Origin of the sequence: Pseudomonas azerbaijanoccidentalis, from assembly GCF_019145495.1 — a bacterium.
Classification (GTDB): Bacteria; Pseudomonadota; Gammaproteobacteria; order Pseudomonadales; family Pseudomonadaceae; genus Aquipseudomonas; species Aquipseudomonas azerbaijanoccidentalis.
Genome location: NZ_JAHSTU010000005.1, coordinates 159,492 through 183,813 on the forward strand (window position 1 = coordinate 159,492; position 24,322 = coordinate 183,813).

21 protein-coding genes are annotated in these 24,322 nt (G+C 59.7%); 6 read left to right on the forward strand and 15 right to left on the reverse strand.

Annotated elements, in window-relative coordinates; all coding sequences use genetic code 11:
* Positions 1-104 precede the first annotated feature (104 nt).
* From pcaQ to pcaG, 3 genes are all read left to right on the forward strand, one after another.
* Positions 105-1,034, forward strand: a complete 930-nt coding sequence (pcaQ, locus tag KVG88_RS18335) for a pca operon transcription factor PcaQ (RefSeq protein ID WP_150700821.1) — start codon at positions 105-107, stop codon at positions 1,032-1,034.
* A gap of 126 nt (positions 1,035-1,160) precedes the next feature.
* Positions 1,161-1,880, forward strand: a complete 720-nt coding sequence (pcaH, locus tag KVG88_RS18340; protein WP_150700822.1) for a protocatechuate 3,4-dioxygenase subunit beta — start codon at positions 1,161-1,163, stop codon at positions 1,878-1,880.
* Positions 1,881-1,892: 12 nt separating this feature from the next.
* Complete coding sequence (pcaG, locus tag KVG88_RS18345) at positions 1,893-2,495, forward strand: protocatechuate 3,4-dioxygenase subunit alpha (RefSeq protein ID WP_217872280.1); 603 nt, start codon at positions 1,893-1,895, stop codon at positions 2,493-2,495.
* A 54-nt stretch (positions 2,496-2,549) separates the two neighbouring features.
* Here pcaG and KVG88_RS18350 read toward each other — a convergent pair whose 3' ends face one another.
* Both KVG88_RS18350 and KVG88_RS18355 read right to left on the reverse strand, forming a co-directional pair.
* Positions 2,550-3,941, reverse strand: a complete 1,392-nt coding sequence (locus tag KVG88_RS18350; RefSeq protein WP_217872281.1) for an MFS transporter — start codon at positions 3,939-3,941, stop codon at positions 2,550-2,552.
* 77 nt (positions 3,942-4,018) lie between these two features.
* Positions 4,019-4,903 (reverse strand): LysR family transcriptional regulator, encoded by an 885-nt coding sequence (locus tag KVG88_RS18355; RefSeq protein ID WP_217872282.1) that lies wholly within the window; start codon positions 4,901-4,903, stop codon positions 4,019-4,021.
* A gap of 166 nt (positions 4,904-5,069) precedes the next feature.
* On the opposite strand from KVG88_RS18355, the gene KVG88_RS18360 reads away from it, so the two are divergent.
* From KVG88_RS18360 to KVG88_RS18370, 3 genes are all read left to right on the forward strand, one after another.
* Complete coding sequence (locus KVG88_RS18360) at positions 5,070-6,425, forward strand: MFS transporter (protein WP_150700826.1); 1,356 nt, start codon at positions 5,070-5,072, stop codon at positions 6,423-6,425.
* Positions 6,426-6,440: 15 nt separating this feature from the next.
* Positions 6,441-6,896 (forward strand): type II 3-dehydroquinate dehydratase, encoded by a 456-nt coding sequence (locus KVG88_RS18365; RefSeq protein ID WP_150700827.1) that lies wholly within the window; start codon positions 6,441-6,443, stop codon positions 6,894-6,896.
* Positions 6,897-7,026: 130 nt separating this feature from the next.
* Positions 7,027-8,322, forward strand: coding sequence for an OprD family porin (locus KVG88_RS18370; protein ID WP_150700828.1), 1,296 nt, complete (start codon positions 7,027-7,029; stop codon positions 8,320-8,322).
* Positions 8,323-8,495: 173 nt separating this feature from the next.
* Here KVG88_RS18370 and KVG88_RS18375 read toward each other — a convergent pair whose 3' ends face one another.
* The 13 genes from KVG88_RS18375 to KVG88_RS18435 form a co-directional block, all read right to left on the reverse strand.
* Positions 8,496-10,145, reverse strand: a complete 1,650-nt coding sequence (locus KVG88_RS18375; protein ID WP_217872283.1) for an arylsulfatase — start codon at positions 10,143-10,145, stop codon at positions 8,496-8,498.
* A gap of 56 nt (positions 10,146-10,201) precedes the next feature.
* Positions 10,202-10,996, reverse strand: a complete 795-nt coding sequence (locus tag KVG88_RS18380; protein WP_150700830.1) for a cyclase family protein — start codon at positions 10,994-10,996, stop codon at positions 10,202-10,204.
* A complete protein-coding gene (locus tag KVG88_RS18385) occupies positions 10,980-11,978 on the reverse strand; it encodes an NAD-dependent epimerase/dehydratase family protein (protein WP_217872284.1) in 999 nt (332 codons plus the stop codon). The genes KVG88_RS18380 and KVG88_RS18385 overlap by 17 nt, the downstream gene beginning before the upstream one ends.
* Positions 11,979-11,988: 10 nt before the next feature.
* The gene (locus KVG88_RS18390; RefSeq protein ID WP_217872285.1) at positions 11,989-12,972 is read right to left on the reverse strand and encodes a fumarylacetoacetate hydrolase family protein; all 984 of its coding nucleotides are present in this window, start codon (positions 12,970-12,972) and stop codon (positions 11,989-11,991) included.
* Complete coding sequence (locus KVG88_RS18395) at positions 12,969-13,550, reverse strand: cupin domain-containing protein (RefSeq protein ID WP_150700833.1); 582 nt, start codon at positions 13,548-13,550, stop codon at positions 12,969-12,971. Before KVG88_RS18395 ends, KVG88_RS18390 begins: the two co-directional genes overlap by 4 nt.
* Before the next feature lie 13 nt (positions 13,551-13,563).
* Positions 13,564-14,811 (reverse strand): MFS transporter, encoded by a 1,248-nt coding sequence (locus tag KVG88_RS18400; RefSeq protein WP_217872286.1) that lies wholly within the window; start codon positions 14,809-14,811, stop codon positions 13,564-13,566.
* A complete protein-coding gene (locus KVG88_RS18405; RefSeq protein ID WP_217872287.1) occupies positions 14,801-17,272 on the reverse strand; it encodes an efflux RND transporter permease subunit in 2,472 nt (823 codons plus the stop codon). The genes KVG88_RS18400 and KVG88_RS18405 overlap by 11 nt, the downstream gene beginning before the upstream one ends.
* Positions 17,273-17,276: 4 nt before the next feature.
* Positions 17,277-18,380: a YCF48-related protein gene (locus KVG88_RS18410; RefSeq protein ID WP_150700836.1), complete on the reverse strand. Its 1,104-nt coding sequence runs from the start codon at positions 18,378-18,380 to the stop codon at positions 17,277-17,279.
* A 61-nt stretch (positions 18,381-18,441) separates the two neighbouring features.
* A complete protein-coding gene (locus KVG88_RS18415; RefSeq protein WP_217872288.1) occupies positions 18,442-19,830 on the reverse strand; it encodes a DUF1329 domain-containing protein in 1,389 nt (462 codons plus the stop codon).
* A 12-nt stretch (positions 19,831-19,842) separates the two neighbouring features.
* Entirely contained in the window at positions 19,843-21,540 is a 1,698-nt protein-coding gene (locus KVG88_RS18420) for a DUF1302 domain-containing protein (protein WP_150700838.1), read from the reverse strand.
* A gap of 56 nt (positions 21,541-21,596) precedes the next feature.
* On the reverse strand, positions 21,597-22,721 hold the full coding sequence (locus KVG88_RS18425) for an FAD-dependent oxidoreductase (RefSeq protein ID WP_150700839.1): 1,125 nt from the start codon (positions 22,719-22,721) through the stop codon (positions 21,597-21,599).
* 87 nt (positions 22,722-22,808) lie between these two features.
* Positions 22,809-23,219: a Rieske (2Fe-2S) protein gene (locus KVG88_RS18430; protein ID WP_217872289.1), complete on the reverse strand. Its 411-nt coding sequence runs from the start codon at positions 23,217-23,219 to the stop codon at positions 22,809-22,811.
* Positions 23,220-23,228: 9 nt separating this feature from the next.
* Positions 23,229-24,167 carry a VOC family protein gene (locus KVG88_RS18435; protein ID WP_217872290.1) on the reverse strand — a complete coding sequence of 313 codons (939 nt, stop codon included), beginning with the start codon at positions 24,165-24,167 and terminating at the stop codon, positions 23,229-23,231.
* Positions 24,168-24,322: the final 155 nt, after the last annotated feature.

Below are 24,322 nucleotides of genomic sequence, written 5' to 3' on the forward strand. Positions count from 1 at the left end.
GCAACATCAAACGCAAAAAAATCACCCACGCAGTACCCTACAACTGCCCAAACTCATCGCAATCAACAACAATAGACCCCACACCAAAAACGCAGAGCAGCCGATTGAATATCGATACCCGAATCAAATTCCGTCATCTGGTGTGTTTTCTCGAAGTGGCGCGCCAGGGCAGTCTGGCGCGTGCTTGCGACACATTGGCCATCAGCCAGCCGGCGCTTTCCAAAACGCTCAAAGAGCTGGAATCCCTGCTGCAAGCCACGCTGTTTGAACGCGGTAAAAAGGGTTCGACGCTGACCGAAGCCGGGGTGGCTTTTTTACGCTATGCAGGGCCGAGCGTGCAGTCGTTGCGCGAAGGGGTTAACAGCTTGCGCTCCGGGGCGCATGAACCGATTACTGTTCAGCTCGGGGCGCTGTCTACGGTCGAAAGCCTGTTGGTGCCTGAGGTGGTCGCTCGCCTGCACCAGCGACACCCGGCGTTGGTGGTCAGTGTTGTGACCGGGCCGAGTGCCTATTTGCTGTCCCGATTGCGGGTCGGCGAGCTGGATCTGGTGGTGGGCAGAATGACCGATAGCCCAGCGATTCTCGGGCTGGCGTTCGAACATCTCTACAGCGAATCCATGACCCTGGTGGTGCGGAACGGCCATCCCTTGCTCGCTGATCCACTGGGGCATAAAAACCTCGAAGACTATCCGCTGGTGCTGCCGTCGGCAGGAACGACGATCCGCAAATTCGCCGACAGCCTGTTTGTGCAGCACGGTATAACGCCCTCACGGCAACGCCTGGAAACCCTATCTGTGGCCCTGAGCCGACGTTACGTGCAATGCAGTCAAGCCGTCTGGGTTGCGCCTTTTGATGCGGTCAGACTGGATTTGAGGCAAGGTGATTTGGTGGAACTGGATCTGGGGATGCGTGAACCTGGCGGCTCAGTGGGGCTCTGCACCAACCCTGTGTTGCCCGTGACCACGGCGGCCCAGTGGTGCGTAGAGGCACTGCGCGAGGTCGGAGAGGAATATCGCGAGGGAACATATCCATAACCATTTGGATATGCATCAAGTCGGTTTTTTCAATTTTTGGTTGGGCGACACAAGCGGAAACTGGGTGTCACGTCGCTGCCAACGCAGCGCCCGCCTCCGTCCAACCATAAGAACAGGAAAAACGACATGTCTGATGCGCACGACAGCCGCTTCGTCATTCGTGACCGTAATTGGCATCCCAAAGCCCTGACGCCCGACTACAAGACCTCCATCCTGCGATCCCCACGTCAGGCCTTGGTCAGCATCCCCCAGTCTGTCTCGGAAAGCAGTGGCCCGGATTTTTCTCACCTGAAGATGGGCCAGTACGACAACGACTTGCTGCTGAACTTCAACCACGGCGGCCTGCCCGTCGGCGAACGCATCATCGTTGCCGGTCGTGTCTGTGATCAGTACGGCAAGCCCATTCCCCACACCCTGGTGGAGATGTGGCAGGCCAATGCCGGTGGCCGTTATCGGCATAAAAAAGACAGTTACCTGGCCCCTCTCGATCCGAATTTCGGCGGCGTCGGCCGTGCCTTGACGGACCGCGATGGCAACTACAGTTTCCGTACCGTCAAACCCGGTCCCTACCCATGGCGCAATGGTCCCAACGATTGGCGGCCGGCGCATATCCATGTGTCCATCAGTGGCCCGTCGATTGCCACGCGCTTGATTACCCAGTTGTATTTCGAAGGCGATCCGTTGATCCCCATGTGCCCGATCGTCAAGTCGATCGCCAATCAGGAAGCGGTGCAAAGCCTGATCGCCAAGCTTGATATGAGCATGGCCAATCCTATGGATTGCCTGGCGTATCGCTTTGATATCGTCCTGCGCGGTCAGCGCAAAACCCACTTCGAAAACCGCTGAGGAGGCCTGCACATGCCCGTTCAACTTCTGCCCGAAACGCCGTCGCAAACGGCCGGCCCCTATGTTCATATCGGACTGGCACTGGAGGCAGCCGGCAACGCACCACGTGAACAGGAGATCTGGAACCAGATGGCAAAACCTGGCGCGCCAGGTGAGCACATCCTATTGATGGGCCACGTTTATGACGGTAACGGCCACTTGATTCGCGATGCATTCCTGGAGTTCTGGCAGGCCAATCACGACGGTCTCTACGACAGTGGTTTCGATCTGGAAAAACCCTTCAACGGCTTCGGCCGTACCGCCACGACCGATGTTGGCGAATGGACGATCAATACCGTGAAGCCGGGCGTGGTGAAAAACGCCTCGGGCGTTCCCATGGCCGCGCACATCAACGTCTCGCTGTTTGCGCGGGGCATCAACATTCACCTGCAGACGCGACTGTATTTCGACGACGAACCCGAGGCGAATGCCGTGGATCCCGTGTTGAACCTGATCGAACAACCCCATCGGCGCGAAACTTTGGTAGCCAAGCGCTGCACCGTTGACGGCAAGTTGGCCTACCGTTTCGATATTCATGTTCAAGGCGAATCGGAAACCGTGTTCTTCGACTTCTAAGTGAGCGGGCCGGGTGTTGAGACTTTCGCGCTCAACACCCGGCCCTGCGTTTTCTCATGCCCGCTGCAAGACCGACTCGCCCGCTTTCGGCGGCAATCGCAGGTTGTCCAGCAGCGCAATCGCACCGATCGCCGCCACACACAGGAACGCCAGCTGAAAGTCCCCTGTCGCTGCTTGCCCGGCATTGCCATGGATGCTCATGGCCAGGCGCAACAGCAGCGCGCCCACGGCAACCCCCATCGCCATGCTCAGCTGGAAGAACATGCTGAACAGGGTTGAAGCATCGCTCATCTGCTCCTTGGGCACGTCCGCAAATCCCAATGTGTTGAAAGCGGTGAACTGCATCGAGCGGGACAAGCCACCGACAAACAGAATCAACAGGATAAGCGCCCTGCTCATCTGTTCATCGAGCAAGGCACAGGCCGCAATCGCCATAACGCCCAGGACGCCATTGACCATCAACACCGGGCGAAACCCCCAGCGCTGCATCACTGCCGTGGTGAACGGCTTCATGGCCAGGTTGCCTGCAAAGACTGCCAGCACCAACAGCCCCGCATCCAACGCGGAAAGACCGAAGGCTAGTTGAAACATCAGCGGCAGGAGAAACGGCAAGGCGCTGATAGCGATCCGAAAAATCGAGCCGCCGCACAGGCACACGCTGAAAGTACGGATGTCCAAAACACCCAGCGCCAGCAACGGCTGTGCATGCCGATGCATATGCCGCCACGCCAGGACACCGAGCATCAGGCCTGCACCACTGAGTAACAGTGCGTGGAGCAAATTGGCCTGGCCCTGCCCCAGCATCTCTACGCCAAACAGCAGCGCGGCACTGGCGCTGCCCGCCAGCAGGAAACCACTGAAATCGAAGGTTCGGGGAACGACGTTTTCCTTCTTGGGAATCAGGAAGAGCGCGGCCACCAATGCCAGCACACCCAACGGCAAATTGAGGTAGAAAATCCACGGCCAGGAAGCATGGGTGACGATGAAACCGCCCAAGGGCGGACCGAGCACCGGTGCCACCAGACCGGGCCAGGTAATAAAGGATATGGCCCGCACGAGGTCTTTCTTCTCGGTGGTGCGAAGCACGGCCAGGCGCCCGACCGGAACCATCATCGCGCCGCTGATCCCTTGCAGTACGCGGGCGGCGACAAAGGTTTCGAGGCTGCCACTCATTGCGCACATCAACGAGGACAGGCTGAACAGCACGATCGCCGAACTGAATACCAGGCGTGAGCCAAAGCGATCCGCCAACCAGCCGCTGATGGGGATGAACACCGCCACCGCGAGCATGTAGACGCTCATCCCGATGTTCACATCCACCACCGGCACGCCAAACGTTTTGGCCATGTCCGGCAGCGCCGTGGCGATCACCGTGGCGTCAAGGTTCTCCATGAAAAACGTGACGGCGACCAACAGGGCAATCCACATCGAACGGCGTTGAGACATAGGTCATCCCTGTTGAGTCAAGACTTCGACCGCCACTTTACTATCGACAGAGGCGCGCATCATCAGACGGATCGCGATCATCCCCATCCATGCGCCTCCTCGATGAAGTGCAGCACCGCACTGGAACGCTCATCGATGCGTGAAATCAGCGACAGTTCACTGACCATTTCCGGCTGAGCCAGCGGCACAATGCGGATGCCGGGCATGGTCAACCGGGTCATCGTTTCCGGCACGATGCTCAGGCCGATACCCGCAGCCACCAATCCTGGGATGCTCATCAGCGACGGCACATACATGATGTTCTCGGGGTGCAGCTGGTTTTGCCGGCACGCCTGGAGAGTGTGCGAGGTCAGGCCGATGCCGGCGCTGTCCTGCAAAAACACAAATTTCTCGTGACGCAGCGCCGCCAGTTCTCCGGTGAAGCTGTCCGCCAGTTCATGGTTGTCCGGGATCAGCAAAACCAGCCTCGATTGACTGAAATGATGGGTTCGCAGACGATCCGGCAGGTGATCCTTGAACACCCTGGCAAAGGCCAGGTCGAGTTTGTGGTCCAGCAACATATCGAACTGCGCGCGGATCCCCGCATCCACCAGCGACACTTTGACTTCGGGGAACGTGCTGAAGTAATGCCGCAGCAATTGCGGCAGGTTGGCTTCGAACAACGCTGAGTGGTAACCGATGTTGATCTCGCCCACTTCTCCGCGCCGAGCGCGCCGTGCGGCGGCAATCGCCAGTTCGCTGGACTCGATGGACTGCCGCGCATGGGGCAAAAACGCCTCGCCGGCTGCGGTCAACGCGACGCCCCGGTTTTCCCGACGAAACAACGCCAGCCCCAGTTCGGACTCAAGCGTACGCATCAATTGGCTCAGCGCCGGTTGCGCAATACCCAGTTGTTCCGCCGCCCGGCTGAAGTGCTGCAAGTCGGCGGCAACAACAAAGGCTTTCAGATGACGCAGCTCCATGAACCCCACCTATAAGGCTAGCTTATCTATTTATCTGGATTTCGATAATTATTCTGCGCAGGGGATGCGCTAATGTCTACTTACTTCGACGCTTCCTGCCCGCGCCGATGCCCAAACGGAACCGTATGGGTTACCCGTAACCATAAAAACAATGACGAGCACCTCAATGAGCACAACCAGTCACGAGACTCATGATTTGCGCATGCCTCGCAAAGCGGTGACCGCCGCGACCATTGGCACTGCCCTGGAATGGTTTGACTTCACCCTGTATGGCGCGGTGTCTGCGACCATTCTGCCCAAACTGTTTTTCCCGGCCATGGAGCCGACCGCCGGCCTGCTCGCCTCGCTGGCCACCTTCGGCGTGGGCCTTGCCGCTCGCCCCTTGGGCGCCATTACGTGTGGCTACCTCGGCGACAAACTGGGCCGCCGCAACCTGATGCTCGCCACCGTCACCCTGATGGGCCTGGCCTCGGTGCTGATGGGGCTGCTGCCGACTTATGGTCAGGTGGGAGTCTGGGCGCCAATCCTGTTGGTGCTGCTGCGGATTATCCAAGGCTTCGCGTTGGGCGGTGAATCCACTGGCGCACAGCTGATGGCGCTGGAGCACGCCACGCCCGATCGCCGCGGGCGTTATTCCGGCATGCTCGGCTTGTGCTCACCGCTGAGTCAGATATTGGCCAACGGTGTATTGATGGGCCTGGCAGCAACCCTTTCAAGCGAGCAGTTCGAAAGCTTTGGCTGGCGAATCCCGTTCCTGATGAGTTTCGTGCTGGTGGTGGTTGCGATCTACATCCGCCTGAAAGTCGATGAAACCCCAGCCTTCGTCGCGCTGAAAAAGACCCCGGTCAAGCAGGAAAAAAGTCCGCTTAAATCCGCCGTGGGCAGCCATTACAAAACCATCCTGCGCCTGATGTTTTTCTTCTGCTCCCCCGCTGCGCTGTTCTACCTGATCGTGATTTTCTCCCTCAGCTACCTGACCAAGCACTTGGGCTTCAGCCAGTCGACAGGCTTCATGTCGCTGATGGTGGCAAACATGTGCGCAATCTTCGGTGCACTGGCCGGTGGTTATCTGTCCGATCGTTGGGGGCGTAAAAAGGCGCTGGCGTTTGGTTCGTGCATGACCTTGCTGATCCTGTTCGTCTACTTCCCGATCCTCAACACGCTGAACGTCGCCGCCATCATGGCAATCATGGGGCTGTTCTTGGGCTTCACCCAGTTTCAAAGCGGCATCCAGCCGGTGGCATTTGCCGAAGCCTTCCCGACCCAGGTTCGTTACTCGGGCTCGGCACTGGCCTACACCGGCGCCAACCTGGTGATTGGCGGTCCGATGCCAATGATCGCGGTTTACCTGATGAGTCAGTCGAACAACTCGCCGTGGCCTCTGGTGACGTTGTGCGCTGTGATCAACCTGATCTCGCTGGCCATGATTCTCATCGGCCCAGAAACCCGCGGCATCGACCTGAACGCCGTCGCTGCACCTGACGCGGACGCAACTGCCGCTCCAGCCCTTCTTTCCAAATAACGCAACAGGACGATCATGAACCGAACCGTCTTCATCCTTAACGGCCCTAACTTGAACCTGCTGGGTCGTCGTGAGCCGCACATCTATGGCCACACAACGCTCGATCAGATTCGTCAAAGCAGTGAACGGCTGGCCGAGGAACTTGACCTGGTCTGCGACTTTCGCCAGACCAACCACGAAGGCGTGATGGTCGACTGGATTCAAGAAGCCTTCGAGCAAGGTGCAGCCTTGATCATCAACCCAGCCGGCTTGTCGTTTCATTCGATTCCGGTGCTCGATGCCCTGAAGCTGCTCAGCACACCGCTGATTGAACTGCATCTGTCGAACATCCACGCGCGGGATGAACTGCATCGCCACTCCATCATGTCTGGTGCGGTCAATGCGGTGATCTGCGGCATGGGCGCCGACGGCTATCCGCTGGCAATCAGGGCCATCGACGACTTGCTGCGTCGTCAAGTGACCAACAGCTAACCCCCTCTTCGCTCAACGCTGAAACGGCGGTCCCTCGGCAGATGCCTGCCAGGGCCGCCTGCGCCTGAAATTCAGTCGCCAACTGCAAAAAAAACGCCAAAAAAATAATAATTCACAGCGAGATCCCCTCATGCATCACTCTGTTTTTCGCCGTAACGTTCCCGCGCATTACGCATTGATTGGCCTGACAGCGGCACTCGGTGCCGGCCTGGCAACGGCCTCTCATGCTGATGAAAATAGCGGCTTTATCGAGGGCGCTACCAGCACCCTCAACCTGCGCAACGCTTACATCAACCGCAACTTCGTCAATCCCGCCTACCCTAGTCCAGCCGCCCCCCAAGGCAAAGCTGAAGAGTGGACGCAAAACTTTATCCTCGATGCCCGTTCCGGCTTTACCCAAGGCCCGATAGGGTTCGGCGTTGATGTGCTGGGGCTGTACTCGCAGAAACTCGATGGGGGCAAAGGCACGGGCGGCACGCAACTGTTGCCTATCCATGACGACGGGCGTCCAGCGGACAACTTTGGACGGCTCGGTGTTGCCGCCAAGGTCAAGGTTTCAAAAACGGTGGTGAAAGTCGGTGAATGGGTCAGCACACTGCCGATTCTCCGTTCGGATGACGGCCGCTCGTTGCCGCAGACCTTTCGTGGTGCGCAGATCACTTCCCAGGAGATCGGCGGGTTGACCTTGTACGGCGGTCAAATCCGGCAGAACAGCCCGCGCAACGATGCCAGCATGGAAGACATGTCCATGAACGGCAAAGCGGCGTTCACGTCAGACCGCTTCAACTTCGGCGGCGGTGAATACACGTTCAACGAAAAGCGCACCACGGTTGGACTCTGGTACGACGAGCTTCAAGACATCTACCAGCAACAATACTTCAGCCTCAATCACAGCCAACCGGTGGGCGACTGGACACTGGGCGCCAACATGGGCTACTTCATTGGCAAGGAAAACGGTGCCAGCCTGGCCGGCGATATGGACAACAAGACCGCTTTCGGTTTGTTCTCCGCAAAACTGGGGGGCAACACCTTTTACGTCGGCTTGCAAAAACTCACCGGCGATACCGCGTGGATGCGGGTTAACGGTGCCAGTGGCGGCACGCTGGCGAACGACAGCTACAACTCCAGTTTCGATAACGCGCAGGAACGTTCCTGGCAGGTTCGCCACGACTTCAACTTCGCAACCGTCGGTGTCCCGGGGCTGACGATGATGAACCGCTACCTGAGCGGCGATAACGTGCACACGGGCGCCATTACGGATGGCAAGGAATGGGGCCGCGAATCGGAACTGGCGTATGTGATTCAGTCTGGCACCCTGAAGAATCTGAGCGTCAAATGGCGCAACTCCAGTATCCGAAGAGACTACAGCACTAACGAGTTTGACGAGAACCGACTGTTCATCAGCTACCCGATTTCGTTGCTGTAATTCGAATCACATCGTTATCGCGATGGAACCCGCGTGATCTGAAAGTGGGGACGTAGACAAATCGCTTTGTCGAGTCCCCATACGCTACCCCTTCACGTCAACAGACAGTGCACCGCAATACATCAATGTGGAGCACAGGATCATCTGACTGTTGAGTCAGCAGTTTGGCCAAATTACTGCCCGGCAAAAACAACCCCCACCGTCTTTGCATATTTCAACCATGCCTCCTTGAGCCGTTGCACCGTCTCAGGTTGGGAGGCCGCCAGGTCTGTGGTTTCGCCGCGATCCTGTGCCACATCAAACAGTTGCCATTGCAAAGGTTGCGGGTTTTCGCCAAAGCCTGCCTGGGGTCGAAGGCCCAGCAGTTTGAGATTGCCCTCTCGATAATATGCGTTGCCAAACAGTTCGCCCGATAGGCTGTCGTCGCTGTGCGGGCTGCCACGACCGGTCAGCATTGGCAGCATTGATTTCCCGGTGATCGGGTGTTTGGCGGTAGGCGCATCGTTTGGCACTGTAATACCCGCCAGTTCCAAAAAGGTCGGCGCCAGGTCGTCTACCCGCGCGACGCCACGCTCGATACCTTGACGACGCAGTGTCTTTGGCAGTTGGAATATCGCCGGCACGCTGATGCCTCCTTCTGCGGTGGTGCCTTTGAACAATTGGAACGGGGCGGCGCTCACCTCTGCCCAGCGCAGACCATAGTCGATCTGAGAGCCCTTCTGCCCAAGGTTGGCAAGGCTGTTGTCGGTGAGCGAGCCCGGTGGATAGAACTGGGCATGGTTCTCCCCAGCTGCACCGTTGTCCGACATGAACACGATCAAGGTATTGTCGTATTGCCCGCTCTGGCGCAGATAATCGATCAATCGGCCGACGTTATGGTCGAGGTTATCGACCATGGCGGCGTAGATTTCCATCTTGCGCGCTTCAACACGCTGCTGATCAGGGCTCAACTGGTCCCAACCCGGCAGCTTGGGATTCACCGGCAGTGGCTGCGCAGGCCGGGCGTCGCTGGCCATCAGGCCGAGGGTTTTCATCCGCTCGATTCGGGCCAGGCGCACGCTGTCATAGCCCTGATCGAATCGCCCCTGGTACTTGTCGAGGTATTCCTTGGGTGCTTGCAACGGCCAGTGCGGCGAGGTGTAAGCGGCGTAAGCAAAAAACGGCTTGCCGTCCTTTTTGCTGTTTTGCAGGTAACTGATCAGCTTGTCAGTGTAGAAATCCGTGGAGTAAAAATTGTCCGGCAACGCCACGGCCTTACCGTTTTCGCGGTAATGCACCTGCTCAAGCTTGCTCGGGTTAACACTGGAAGGTTTAAAGTGCGACGCGCCGCCCTCCAGCAGGGTGAACGACTGCTCGAAGCCGCGCTGATCCGGCCCTTGATCCGCCTCCAGCCCCAAGTGCCATTTACCAACCATCAGCGTGCTGTAGCCGCCGTTCTTCAGCAACTCGGCAATCGAGTACGAGCGCTGGTTCAAATACCCCTCGTAACCCGGTTTGCCACGCTGGAACGGTTGCAATGCTTCAGCCATGGTGCCGAGGCCGGCAAGATGGTTGTCGGTGCCGGACATCAGCATCGAGCGCGTGATCGAACAGGTCGGCGCCGCGTACATGTTGGTGAACTGCAACCCGTCCCTGGCCAGTTGATCCAGGGTTGGCGTGCTGATTTCGCCGCCATAACTGCCCAGGTCGGAATAGCCCAGGTCATCGGCCATGATCAGCAAAATGTTGGGCTGTGCCGGATCAGCGCTGGCGGCCAGAACCAAGCTGCTACTCAAGGCCAGCGCAGCCGTCAGTAATGTTTGAGACAGACGCAAAAGAGGCATGTGTTTTCTCTTATTGTGTTTGATCGAGGACGTTTTCTGCTTTACCCGCAGCCGCCCTACTCTTCGAAAATCGCCACCGCCCGCACAAACCCGGCCGATGCGTGCTTGATCTTGTAAGGGAAACACGACACCACGAAGCCACTCGATGGCAGCGACTCCAGGTTGGCGAGTTTTTCCATTTGCCCATAACCGATATCGCGTCCGGCCTTGTGCCCTTCCCAGATAATCGAGGCATCGCCATCGGCAGCAAAACGTTCACGGGTGTATTTGAACGGTGCATCCCAACTCCAGGCGTCGGTGCCTACGACCCGCACCCCACGCTCAAGCAGATACAACGTGGCTTCACGACCGATGCCAACGCCCGCATCGAGATAACCCGGCTGGCCGAACAACGCGCCGGCCCGGGTGTTGATCAGCACGATGTCCAGCGGCTGCAACGTGTGGCCAATGCGTGCGAGTTCCGCTTCGATCTCGTCAGCCGTCACCACATGACCATCGGCCATGTGCCGAAAATCCAGTTTCACACCCGGTTGCAGGCACCAATCAAGCGGCAGCTCATCAATACCAAAAGCCGGCTGCCCGCCATCGGTGGTCGAAGCGTAATGCCAAGGCGCATCCATGTGCGTGCCACTGTGGGTGGTGATGTGCAGTCGTTCGGCCGCCCAGGATTCGTTGCCCGGCATCTGCTCAAGTTGCAAACCTGGAAACATCGCGGCCATTTCCGGCCAGCCCTGCTGATGATCCATGTAATCGATCTTCGGCAACAACGGTGGCGGATCGGTGTAAGGGTTATTGTCGAGCGTGACCGAGAGGTCGACGAGACGACGTTTTGGCTTAGTTGGCTGCGACATGAAAGGTGTCTCCGGTCAGCGGAAAATGTCGGGGATTGGAAGGATTGAGGGCATTGCGCACCAGCGTGGCAGCGTTGCGGTCATGGTGGAAACCGGCGGCGCGCGCCTGCGGTGTTTTCAATGGCGGCAGACGTCCGAACAATGCTTCCAGCCGGGCGTCGGGCGCATAGCTGATCAATGCGCGGCGCTGCGACCCATAACGCTCAGCCAATGCGTCGATGACTTGGGCAATCGATAAATGCAGCACCGGCAACTGCCACACCCGTTGAGCTCCAAGCACGTCGCCATCGAGCTCTGCCGCGTGGATCAGGTTGTTCACGCAACAGCGGGCGGACATCCACCACGCCGTCGCCTCTGGCGAGACCGGGCATTGATAGGGTTCACCTTCGGCGAATGCCCGCATCAGGTCGCTCATGAATGCAGAACGCAACCCGTTGGGTTCGCGAGGCCGGGCGACGATGCCTGGCAGGCGCAACACACGACCGTCCACATCTCCGCGCCGGGCCAGATCACTGATGGCGCTTTCCACCATGGCCTTGTGGGTGCCATAGGACAATTCGGGACGTAGCTCGGCAGTCTCGTTCATGCGCGGCGGAAGATCCCCGCCGTATACCGCGACGCTGCTGGCATACACCAGAACCGGCGGCCGGGTGTTGTTACGCAACTGGTTGAGCAATTCCAGGCTGGCCAGCAGGTTGACCTGGTAGCCGAGTTCGTATTGCTCTTCTGCAGCGCCACCGGGGACACTCACCAGATGGAACACCACATCAATGCCGTCGGCCAATACCCGACGCATCAAGGCCTGATCGGTCACGCTGCCGAAATGACGGCGAAGACGTGGGTCCTCCGGCAAGTCCTGCAAGTCTTTATCCAGTACCAGCAACGAACCGATGGCTCGCCCGCGCAAGCTGCCGGCCGCCAGCAGGCAACGCACCAGCTCACGTCCGACAAAACCATTGGCACCGGTAATCAACACACGCATAAGCCGTTCCTCAGCCTTGGGCCTGAACGATGCATTGATCGATTGCGCCGAACAGCGACTGGCCATCGCTGCCGGTGACATCCATGTGCACGCGATCGCCAAAGCGCATAAAGCCCGTTTGGGCGGCGCCGTGCTCAATCATCTCGATGGCGCGACGCTCGGCAATGCACGCCGAGCCCGCGCTTCTTTCGGCATTGGAGACCGTACCGGAGCCGATCAGCGTGCCCGCGCGCAACCTGCGGGTGAGCGCTGCGTGAGCGATCAACTGGCCGAAACTGAAGTTCATCTGCCCGCCATGGGGATGACCAAACCATTGGCCATTCCAGTGCACCTGCAATGGCAAATGCACTCGACCGTCGTGCCAGGCATCGCCCAGTTCGTCCGGTGTGATGGCCAGCGGCGCGAAACTGGAGGATGGCTTGGCCTGCAAGAACCCAAAACCTGTCCTCATTTCCCGAGGGGCCAGGGCGCGCAAACTGACATCGTTGATTTGCAGGATCAGCTTGATGTGTTGCAGCGCCTGCTCGGCGTCGCAGCCCATGGGCACATCATCGACCAGCACCACAAACTCGCCTTCGAAGTCGATGCCCTGGCTCTCACTCGGCAATGCAATATCGTCGCGTGCGCCAATGAAATCGTCACCGGCCCCCTGGTACATCAGCGGCGTGTGTTCGACGCCGTCGATGGGGTCAAGATTGAATGCCTTCTGCATCAGCGCACCGTGGCTGAGAAAGGCCGAGCCATCGCACCATTGATAGGCGCGGGGCAGTGGCGCCATCGCCTCGGCAGGGTCGAAGGCAAAGGCACCGGGCACCTCGCCCGCATTCAACTGATTCGACAGCTGCTGCAAGCGCGGCTCCACAAGATTCCAGTTCTCGATGGCCTCCTGCAAAGTGAGCGCCACGGAACGGGCATCCAGCGCCCAGGCAAGATCGCGCGAAACCACCACGAGCTGACCATCACGACTGCCGTTTTTCAGGGTGGCGAGTTTCATGCCGCTGCTCCCTTGCCGTTGCTCAATTCATCGGCATAGCGCCCGTCGAGCAAGATGAAAACCATGCGCGCCATCGCTTCGGTGCGATTGCTCCAGGCATGATTGGTACCGCGTTGCACCACCACGTCGCCGCGCTTGAGGTGCACTTCTTCCTCATCCAGCACCAGCCACACCTCACCTTCGGTGACGATGCCGTAATCGAGGGTTTCGGTGCGGTGCATCAATTTATGTTTGGAGTCACGTTGGCCGGTGCCTGCATGGGATTCTCCGATTTCGGCGAACACCGCCGCGGCATCTTCAGCGCTGACCTGGTTCTGCACGCTGTCCGGCGGAATATCCACCACCCGGATGACACTGCCCTGTGCCCCGGGACTGAGTTGCAGGGGTTTGCTGGTGGGGTCACTGGCGTTGTCGAGCGAAGCCGGGCTGGTCGTGCTGTTCCACAGTTCATAAAACACCGTGCCCGGCACCGCCGAAAGCGGGAACACGTTCGGCGTCGGCCCGTTGCTGGTGACGATGGCCTGGCCTTGTTGATCGTGACCGGTGACCACTCGTTTGAATTCAGGAAGCGCTTGCATGGAAAATCCTCGTTCAATTTTTCTCGGCGATGGTCGAGCCACCCGCCACAACGTTCGCGTCGTGTAACAAACCACCCAGCCTGGGCACGGCCAGACAAAACACCGCTACCAACAGTTGCAGGCCACCGACGATGGCCAATGCGTGAGGTAGTGCCGTGGCGTCACCACGGGTCATGCCGAGAACCACGAGAGGGCTGATGAATTCGCCGGCAAAAATGGCGGCGGTGAAACACCCTGCCGCCCGCCCGCGCTGATGAAAACTGACTTGCGCCATGATCCAGGTGATCAGTGTCGGCAGCATCAAGCCGATGCCCAGGCCATTGATCGTCACCGCAACCACGACCTGCGTATGGGTCGCGGCAGCCGCCATCAACAACCCGCCAATGCCAGCCAATACGTAGGCAATGAGCAGCAGGTGCTGGCCACGCATCCCGCTGAACAATCGAAAACTCAGCGCACCGACCAGCACGCCCAGTTGGTTGGCGCCCATGGTCATGCCGATTTGTTGTGGCGCATCGACGTGCAGCAGATTGAGCAGATACCCGGCCTGCACCGGCACGATGAACAGGCTCAAACCTGCCAACAACGACAACACATACAGAGGCGTGAGCGCGCGCCACGGAAATTTGCCGGTCGGCAATGCCTGTGAAGATTGCTCAGGCTGCGTACGGGCTTGCGGCTCCCACAGCTGCCAGGCCATCAGCGGCAGAAAAATCAAACCGACGGCGTACAACGCAAACGGTGTACGCCAGTCGTTCTGGCCCAGGAAGCCACCCAATGCGATGAATGCCGCCGCCGACAACGACGTCGCGACCATTTGCAAGGCAAACAGACGCTCGCGTTTGGCACCGCTGTAGTAGTCCCCCATCAGCGTGGTGCAGCAGGTCATGATGCCCGCCTCGGCCAGCCCGATGCCCGCCCGACTGAGGACGATGGCATGCAGGGAGTCGAGCCACAGCGGTAGCACGCCGCAGAGCACGTACAGCACCATGCTCGCCAGGAGTAACGGCTTGCGCCCAAGTCGATCGGCGATCAGCCCGGCGAACGGTGCCAGCAAGGCAATCACCAATGCTGGCAACGTCAATACGATGGGGACCAGCACAGCGCTGCCGTCGACGCTGGCAAAGTGCGCCTGCATCCGCGGCAGCACCGGGGCCAGCAACACGGCCCCCAGCACTGGCAAGCAACTGCCCAACAGCAGCAACAGCGATTGCGCCAATCCGGCTTGCCGCGCGGGTTTTACGAAGGTATCAGCGACCATGGCAAAGCTCCTTATTGCGCAAGTGATGAACGTCCACCACCGCGGCCTCAGCGCCAACCGTGTGGGGCACCGACGTCGCGGCTACGGCACCCTGCGGCTCTCTGCGGGCCGGTAACAGGAAGTAAGCCAACGCCGGCAGCAACACCAGGGCGCCAACCATGTTCCAGACAAACATGAACGCCAGCAGCACGCCCATGTCGGCCTGGAACTTGATCGGGGAGAACGTCCAGGTCGCCACGCCGATGGCGAGGGTGATACCGGTCAGCATCACCACCTTGCCGGTGGAAACCAGGGCGCGGTAATAGGCTTCAGACAAGCTCGCCCCTTGGCGCAGATGCCCCAGGAGAATGCTCATCACGTACAACGCATAGTCGACACCGATGCCGACACCCAAAGCGATGACCGGCAGCGTGGCGACTTTCACTCCGATGTTCAGCCAGACCATCAGCGCTTCGCAGAGGATGGAAGTCAGCATCAACGGAATCACCGCGCACAACGTCGCGCGCCAGGAGCGGAAGGTGATCAGGCACAGCAGGATCACCGCACCGTAGACCCACACCAACATCTCGCGGTTGGCTTGCTTGACCACGATATTGGTCGCGGCTTCGATGCCGGCGTTACCGGCGGCCAAAAGGAATTGCACCTCGTCGGTATTGTTCTCGGCGGCAAATTTTTCCACGTGCTCCACCAGCCGGGTCAGCGTCTCGGCCTTGTGGTCGGTGAGGTAGGCGTACAGGGTCAACAGGCTGCAATCTTCGTTGTACAACCCGCGCGGCGCGCTGGCGGTGATCATGTTGAGCATCGCCTGGTTGTTCTGCAGCTCGTACCACTTCGGGTTGCCCTCGCTGAGCCCGACCAGCATGCGCCGGTTCAGCAACGCCAGCGAGTTGGTTGAATCCACGCCCGGCAAGGCGCGCAGTTGCCAGTCCAGGGCATCGACCTTGGCCAGGATGTCGTAGCGCGCACAGCTGCTGGCCGGGGTTTTCACCATCACCGCGAACAGGTCACTGCTGGCGCCGTAATGACGGGTCAGAAAAGCATCGTCCTGGTTGTAGCGCGAGTCTGCCCGCAGTTCCGGCGCACCGGCGTCGAGGTCACCGATCTTCAATTGCAGGCTGACCACAAACCCCAGCGCGGCCAAAGCAAGGCTGATGGCGATGCACAGGCTGGCCCAGCGACGATGGGTGAACAGGTCGAGAAAGCGCCAGAAGGCATGCCTTGTCTGACCGCTTTGCTCAGCCTGTTCGCTCTTGAGGCTCAGTTGCGCAGCACGCGGTGTTACGCCGACATACGAGAGCAACACCGGCAGCAGAATCAGGTTGGTGAAGATCAACACGGCTACGCCAATGCTGGCGATCACCGCGAGGTCCTGGATGACCTGGATCCTGATCAGCATCAGCACCGCGAAACCCACGGCATCGCACAGCAGCGCCGTTAGCCCGGCGAGGAACAGCCGGCGGAAGGTGAATCGCGCAGCCACCACCCTGTGCATGCCGCGGCCGATGTCCTGCATGATGCCGTTCATTTTCTGCGCGCCATGGCTCATGCCGATGGCAAACACCAGGAACGGCACCAGCACCGAATACGGGTCCAGTTGGTAGTCCAGCAAGGGCAGCAGACCGAGCTGCCAGACCACCGCCACCAGTGAACACAGCACCACCAGCACGGTGCTGCGCAGGCAGCGGGTGTACCAGTAGAGCACGGCGGTGGTGATCAGGATCGCGACGGCGAAGAACAGCAGGATCTGCTTCAGGCCTGCAATCAAGTCACCGACTTTTTTCGCGAAACCGGTGATGCGAATATCGATGTCGGCGTTTTGATAAGTGCTGCGCAGCGTCTCCAGATGTTCGGACAGCACTGCGTAATCCAGCGGTTTGCCGTCTGGGGTGGTGGCCAGCAACGGCACATAAATGATGCTCGAGGTCTGGTCCAGAGCCACCAGTTGGCCAAGTTCGTTGGAGCGCTGCACATTGCGCCGCAGCGCTTCGAGGTTGGCGGCAGTGCCGCTGTAGTCATCGGGGATCACCGGGCCGCCGTCGAGCCCGTCTTCGGTCACGGCCACCCAGCGCGTGGCCGGTGTCCATAGCGACTTCATGTAAGCCCGGTCGACGCCCGGCAGCAGGTAGAGTTTGTCACTCAGCGCCTGCAAGGTTTTCAGGTACTCGGCGTCGTAGATATCGCCGTGTTTGTTGGCGACCACGATGCGCAGCGCGTTGCCTAACCCCGTGAGCTGCTTCTGATGCTCAAGGTAGTTCGCAATGTAGGGCTGTTGCGTGGGGATCATCTTTTCGAAGCTGGCATTGAGCTCGATACGGGTGGCCTGATAGCCGAGTACCAGAGTCGTCAGCACACACACCAGCAGCACCCACAGGCGGTGATTGAACAGCGTGCGTTCCACCACTGAACCGGAGCGTGGATCGAAATTCGCCAGGCTGGCCGTGGCGTTGTCGAAAGACTTCATAACCTCACTCCGAAGCGGTAGCGATTGACGGCGAGATGCGCGTCAACCCAGTAAAACCAGCCAGCGTCAGGCTGCCATCGGCGGCCTGGATAACACTGGCAACGGGCTTGCCGAGCGGTTTGCCGTAGGGCTGGAGCAGTGCGCCGGCCTGGCTGTTGGTGCGAAACAAGGCGCCGCTCTGATTGACCAGCAGCAACTGGCCGTCATCGGTGCGAATCGCATCGCTAAAAGACACCGGCATCGAAACCGGCGCAGGCTGGAAGGTCTCGCCAAGGTCGCTGGAGGCAAACGCATTGCCTTTCAAACCGGCCACCAGCAGCACGCCGTCATCGCGCATTTGCAGGGTGAAAAAACTGCCCGCGTAAGGACTTTCCAACTGCGTGAATGACTTGCCGGCATCCGTCGAACGCGCCAGATAACCCTGCTCGCCGGCCAGGAACCAGTGCTCGCCCTGTTGAGCGATGGCCGACAAGTGCGCGCCCATCGGGTTATCGATTTGCCCCATGATGGATTGCCAGGTGGTACCGCCATCGTCGGTGCGAAACGCCAGGCCGTACGCGCCAACAATCAGGCCGTGCCGGGCATCGACGAATTGCAGGGCGAGAAACGGTTTGTCAGCAGCCTCACCGGCAAGCCGTTCAGCCGTTTGCACGCGCGCGGCGGCGGCATCGGGATCGCTTGCAGATGGCAGTTGCTCGGTGGCGGCAGCCAACTCAAGTTGTGCCGCACGCAAACCGTCCAGTTGCACAACCCAGTGTTCACCTCCGTCGCGGGAGGCCAGCACGACGCCACCGTGTCCCACGGCCCAGCCTGTGCTGGCGTCGACAAACTGCACGGCGGTCAGGCTGACCGAAACCGGCACCGCTGCCTGACGCCAGCTCACGCCATTGTCATCGGAAAGCAGCACGATGCCCCGCTCCCCCACCGCCACCAGCCTCGCACCCGCCCTGGCCAGGTCCAGCAGCACCGCGGATTTCGCTTGCGGTGCCAGCATCGCCGGCGTATTGAGTGCGTCGCCCACCGCAGCGGCCTGCGCCAGGCTCAACGGCACCAGAGGCAGCGCCATCAACCACATCAGCCGACCAACCACCTGACAGAATCTGTTCATACCGACCTCGAAAAACCGTTTGATACCGGATCACGCTGCGCCAGCCACGACCCGGTCTGACTCAACGAACCCCGGCACCCGCCATTGCCGCAGGCGAGAACTCGGAGGCCTTGTAGCGATCCACCACGCCGTACTGTTCGGGCTGGCCGGTGTAGACGTTCTGGATAAACCAGGCGCCGGAGGTCAGGTCGTAAAAACCGGAAGACAATTGCGCTTGTGCAGGCAGGTCCGGCAGAACCGCGGGCAACGACCACAGGGTCTTGGCCAACTGGCCGTTGGCATCCCAACGGTCGCCCAACATGGCTTGCCAGGTGTCTTCATCGAGGTAATAGCGGCCCTTCGGCAACTGGTGACGCTTGCCCGGTGCCAGGTCCGCTTCCACGACCCAGACCCGGTGCAATTCCCAACGCACGTAATCCGGGTTCATGTGATGGGCGAGGAACAGATCTTCAGGTTTGGCAGCGGCTTGCACCTTGTTGGTGTTGTAGGGGATGTACATCTCCTGCTTGCCCACCAGCTTCCAGTTGAAGCGGTCCATGCGGCCCTGGAACACGCTCAACTCGTCGAACGACATCACCCCGGCAGTCGCCGGTGTCGGTGTATCGCAGCAGGCATTCGGCAGTTTGCGCACGCGACGTTGGCCGGTCAGGTAGACGTGGGCCTGGGACAGGTCGCCGTTGATGTTGGTACGGCCCATGATCTGCTCGCCGGCGCGCAACGGTGGCCCGACGTTGAGCAGGCGGAACAGCCAATAGTCACCGCCAAAAGTCTCCGGCGATCCGTCCTGGTAGTAATACGGCATCTCCTGGATGGCCTGGCCATCGGTGGTCATGACCGGTTTGCCATCGGCGGTCATCAGGTAGTGACGAAAATGCATCGACAGCGAGGTCCCGCGCCAATTCAGCACATGGTTCCACATGGCTTCGGCACCGTTTTTCGGCACCGGAAACGGAATACCGCCAAAGGCGCCTTCGGGAACGGGGCCGGCGCTGCTGTCGACCAGTTTGGCGCGGGTAGCATTTTTCAGGGTGTTGTCATACACCCACTGCGGCGCGGCGGCGGTGCGGCGGGTCTGGTACACATCGATGCGATAGGTGTCCGGGAAACGCTTGAACATTTCCTTGGTGCCATCGCTGAGTTTTCCGGCGTATTGCGCAAGGTTTTTCGAGGTGATGCTGAACAGCGGTTTGTCTGCGGCAAACGGGTCGGAACGCTTGCCGCCTTCCTTGAATGAAGGATCGACCTTGGTGTAACCACCGTCCCACGCCGGAATGGAGCCGTCGGCATTGCCGGCGCGCTCGGCGCCAAAAGGCGTCAGGTTTTTCGACAGCTTGGCCGCGTCTTCCGCCGTCGCAGCGCCCGCCATCTGGCTGCAAATGGCCAGGCTTCCCAGCAGAGCAAAGCAAAGGGTTTTGAGCTTGAAGGCTCCGGTTTTCTTGTTATGGGTCATGCGCAAGTCCTCTTAAAACGTGGTCTTGACGGAGAAAGACAGGTAGTCCCGGTCTTTCAGCGATTGCTTGTAATTGAACTGGCTGGCGGCGTTGAGGTTGGTGTCCTCGGCGCCGTAGTAATGCGTGTAGGTCAGCCCGGCGGTGACGCGATCCAGATAGGTGGCGGTGATGCCGATGTTCATATCGCCGCCGTTGTCCGGCCCGAACGAGCTGACAACCGCCGATTTGCCTAGCGGGAAATAACTGAGGCCGACCGGAATGCTGATATCGATGCCGGAGAAGAACTGGCGGTACGTCGGGGTGTAAACCACCTTGAAACCGAGGCCGTCATCGGTGGCATTGGGGTCAAGGGCGGCGCGGTTTTTAGTGACGCTCAACAGGCGGTTCCAGGCGATCTCACCGACCAGCCCGGATTCCCTGGCAAGAAAGTTCGGCCCGAACGACGCCAGGACGTTGAGGTTGACGTGGGCGGTACGACCGACGGCGTAGAGGGCGTCGTCATCGTTATCAGCGACGACGCCGGGCAGAACGGTTTGACCATTGGAAACCAACGGCATGTTCCAGCGCATCGAGGCTTCACCGGCGAAGCTGTATTCGTCGACGGTGGTGGAAAAACTGGCGCCGAAGGCACGAATGTCTTCCGGGTACACCCAGTAGTATTCGCCGATCTGGCCCGTGCCGAAGTTCGGCGCACCGGTGGAAGGTTTGAGATACAGCTTGGGTGTCTTGTCGTGATACTGGATCGCGTACAGGCCGTACTCGACCGTCTCGGCGCTGTATTTCAACTGCAGGCCGCCCTGCCCCGAACTTTTCGCTTCCTTGTCATTGCCGTGGAAGAACGCCGCCGGGCTGCCGGGATTGCCACCGAGGAAAGCAGGAAATGGCGCGCCCACGATCAAGCGTTCGTTGCCTTCACCGATGGTGTCACTGGTGGAGAAATAACTGCCGGCACCCGGCAGGCGTGTCTCTTCCCATTCCAGCTGGTAGAACGCGCCGAGCGACACGTCGTTGGTCAGTTGAAAGGTGCCCGACAGTTGATTGACCGGCCGGGTGATTTCCTTGAACTGGGTGTTGGGTACGGACTGCGCCTTCACTACGTCGACCGGCGCCATGCCACCGGCAATGCCGTTGGCCCCGAAGAACAGGCTCTCGCCCCAGATCAAGCCGTGGCGACCGGCACGCACGGACGTGGCGTGATCGGCCAGTTCGCCGTTCCAGTACACGAACGCATCGAGCAATTCGCCTTTACCGCCATGCAGATGGCGAGTGTCGTCGGTGAATTCGTCGTAGGCCACGGAACGGGCGTTGGCCCGTGCCGGGTCGTCGTTATCGTTGTCGTGCTGGTATGAGCTGTCGTACCAGGCGGCGCCACTGAGTCGCGCGCCAACGTTTTTGAACGACATGTCCAACTCGGAGAGGATGTCCGTGCGGTTGGAGATCAGGCCCTTTTTGAAAGCGCGGTCGCCGTCGTCCTGGTTGAGTGCCACTTGGCCCTCGCTCAGTTTGCTGCTGGGATTCTGCGTGCGCCAGGCGGCGCTGTACTTCACGGTGTTATCCCAACGCAGTTTGAAATCCGGATTGCCGGTGTCTACCTGAAAGGCATGGGCAGCCTGGCTGCACAGCACCAGCGCAGCGGCCAAGGTGAAACCAAAGGGTGCAGACGTGCAGACCGGGCGGCGCGCAAGCGTCGCAGTCGTGGAACTAACCATCGCGTTAACCTCTTGTTTTTATAGTGGTAACTGCTGCAGGTGACGGCCCTGTTGAATCAGATAGGCTCAGCCGTGCGCGCAAGCATTTGCTTGACCAGGCCGATGCGGTCGAACTCGCGGTCGTGCTGCATTTCCTTGTCGCCCGCCAACACCGAGCTTTCGCTGATGTACTTGCATCGCTCGAACCGGCGCGCCATGAAGCGCTGGAGAACCTGCTCAATGCTGCCGTCGCCCATCAGCTCTTCACTGAGTACGATGGCGTCTTCAATCGCCATGCCCGCGCCCTGCCCCAGATGTGGCGTGGTCGCATGGGCCGCGTCGCCGATCAACAGGACACGTCCGCGGTACCAGGGCTCGTTGACGAAGACCACCTCCATGGGCTTGTAAACCACTTGGCTGCTGTCGGTGATTTGTTCACGCAGTTGGCCGATGAGCCCGGTGAAACCTTGCAGGCGCTGACGCATTTGCTCGGCCATCGTCTGAGGGTCCATCCAGGGATTGGACGGTTCGTGGGAGGTGAGGAACAGGTACATCAAGTCACCGGCCAAGGGCACCAGGCCGGCATTGCCTTCAGCGCTCTGATAGTTGGCGAGGTGATCGATTTGAGGATCGCGAGGGAAGTTGTAGCGCCACACTGACTGGCCGGTAAACCTGGGTGTGTAGGTGTCGCCAAACAGCAGGTCGCGCACTTTGGAGAACAAACCGTCCGCTCCAACCACCAGGTCGTAACCACCGCGGCTACCATCGGTGAACAATACGTCGACGCTGTCGCCCTGGTCATTCAGGGTTTCCACACTGAGTCCAAGGCGTACTTGGGCGCCCAGCTCCAGGGCGGTTTCACTGAGGACTTTATGCAGTGCCAGACGTGAAATACCGACGTTCGCCGGGTAGGCAGGCCCCGCCAGTCGCTGACCCGGAATGCGCGCCAATTGCTGGCCGCCCGGGCCATAGATGGCGACGTCTTCGAAGGCATACGCCGCATCCAGATAACCGTCGAGCACGCCCAGTTTGGCCATCTCGCGAACAACGTTGCTTTGCTGGATGATCCCGACACCGTAAACGGTCCATTCTGACTTGAGCTCGATCAGGTCGACCTCAATACCTTTGCGACGCAATGCAATGGCCGCACACAAGCCACCAATACCACCGCCCACGATCAGAACTTTGTTCACTGCACTCATGGCTTACTCACTTTTTATTCTTGTGATTCGATGCAGCGCCGGGCACTGCGTCGTTAGGTTCAGCTTCCCGGCAAAGCAGGGATTTGACTAATCGCGAGTAGGGATGCGATGTATCGCCAAACGCGATACCTCAACTGACCCTGACATCGCCGTCGCTACAGGCATTTGCAGCACCACCCAACCCTCCTCCAGGCGCCATGGCAACGCGTCCAGCTTCTGGCCCAGACATGGGCCATAGACGCATTCGCCGGTCTGCGGAAGAAACTGCGCACCGTGGGCGTAACAGACAATCAACCGACCATCAGCCGACAAAAACCGGTCCTTGCGGTACTCCAGACGCACGTCCAGATGCGGGCAACTGTTGCGATAAATCCTTACTTGCCCCTCGTGCATCAGCGCAAAAACACTGTCCTTGCCGCGCTGCAATGGATCGAATCCACGCGCCTGTCCTTCCTTCAAATCGTCGACCCGGCACAGGGGAAAATCGCTGCGAGTCATCACCTGTGCTTAGCCCTGCTTGGGTGGCGGGCCGCCCGGTGCCCATTTTTCCTTCGAGGAAAACAGGAACAACTGCGAGTTGTCCGCCGACAGCGGCGCGCGGCGTGCCTCCCAGGCGTCATCGTGTTTGTCCATGTCGGCGTCGTATTCGATGTGGCAGCCCAGCGGACTGTTGAAGTACCAGAACCAGTTGGAGCCAAAGAGGTGACGGCCCGGGCCCCAGAAACTGGTCCAGCCTTTTTGCTCGAAGCGTGTACCGGCCAACAACACTTCAGTGCCGCTGCCCATGTGGAAGGTGAAGTGTTCGCAGCCCTTCATGTGCGGCGGGGTCTGGATCATGAACAGGCAGTGATGGTCGTCGGCCCCCGCTGGACGCATGAATGGCCCCGCCCCAATGAATGTGTCTGTGGTTCGAAAGCCCAAGCGTTCGGCGTAGAAGGCTTCGGCCTTGGCGGCATCGGGAACGAAATACACAACGTGCGACAGCGTGCGCGGCACCGCAGCCATTTCGAGGGTGATGCCCGGCTGGTTGAGCGGACGCTGTGGCGCGTGGCCGGCAGCATTGGTCAGGTCATCCGGAGCGTTGAAGGCCTTGCGAACGCTGACCTGGAAAGCAATTGCAAAACCCATGTCATCGACGCTGTGCAGCACGCCATTTTCACGGGTGACCTGACGGTCTCGCGCCAACTCATCTTCGATAGCGTCAAGGTCAGCTACGCTGGCGACGCCGTAGATGGTTTCGCGAATCGACGGCGCCGGCCCGATGGCCACCGGCAGCGTCGGATCGTCCGCACGGCGAATAATCACGGCCGTACCGTCCAATGCTTCAAAACGCCCGCCATTGTCGTCGACGTCAACCGGCGCCAGGCCGTAATCACGCAGGCAATCGGTACAGGCTTGAATGTCATCGACGCCAAAGATCAGGGCGTCAAGGCCAATGATATTCATCGCTACCACTCCATTGAAATTAGTATCCGGAAGCAGGCACCGAGGGCTCGACAGGCCCATCAGCGATGCATGGAATCCGGTGGTGGTGTCGGCAATAAGTCCGACTGCGGCGAAGATTGACTTGCGGTTTGCCAGCTGACTAATCGCAAGTGGGG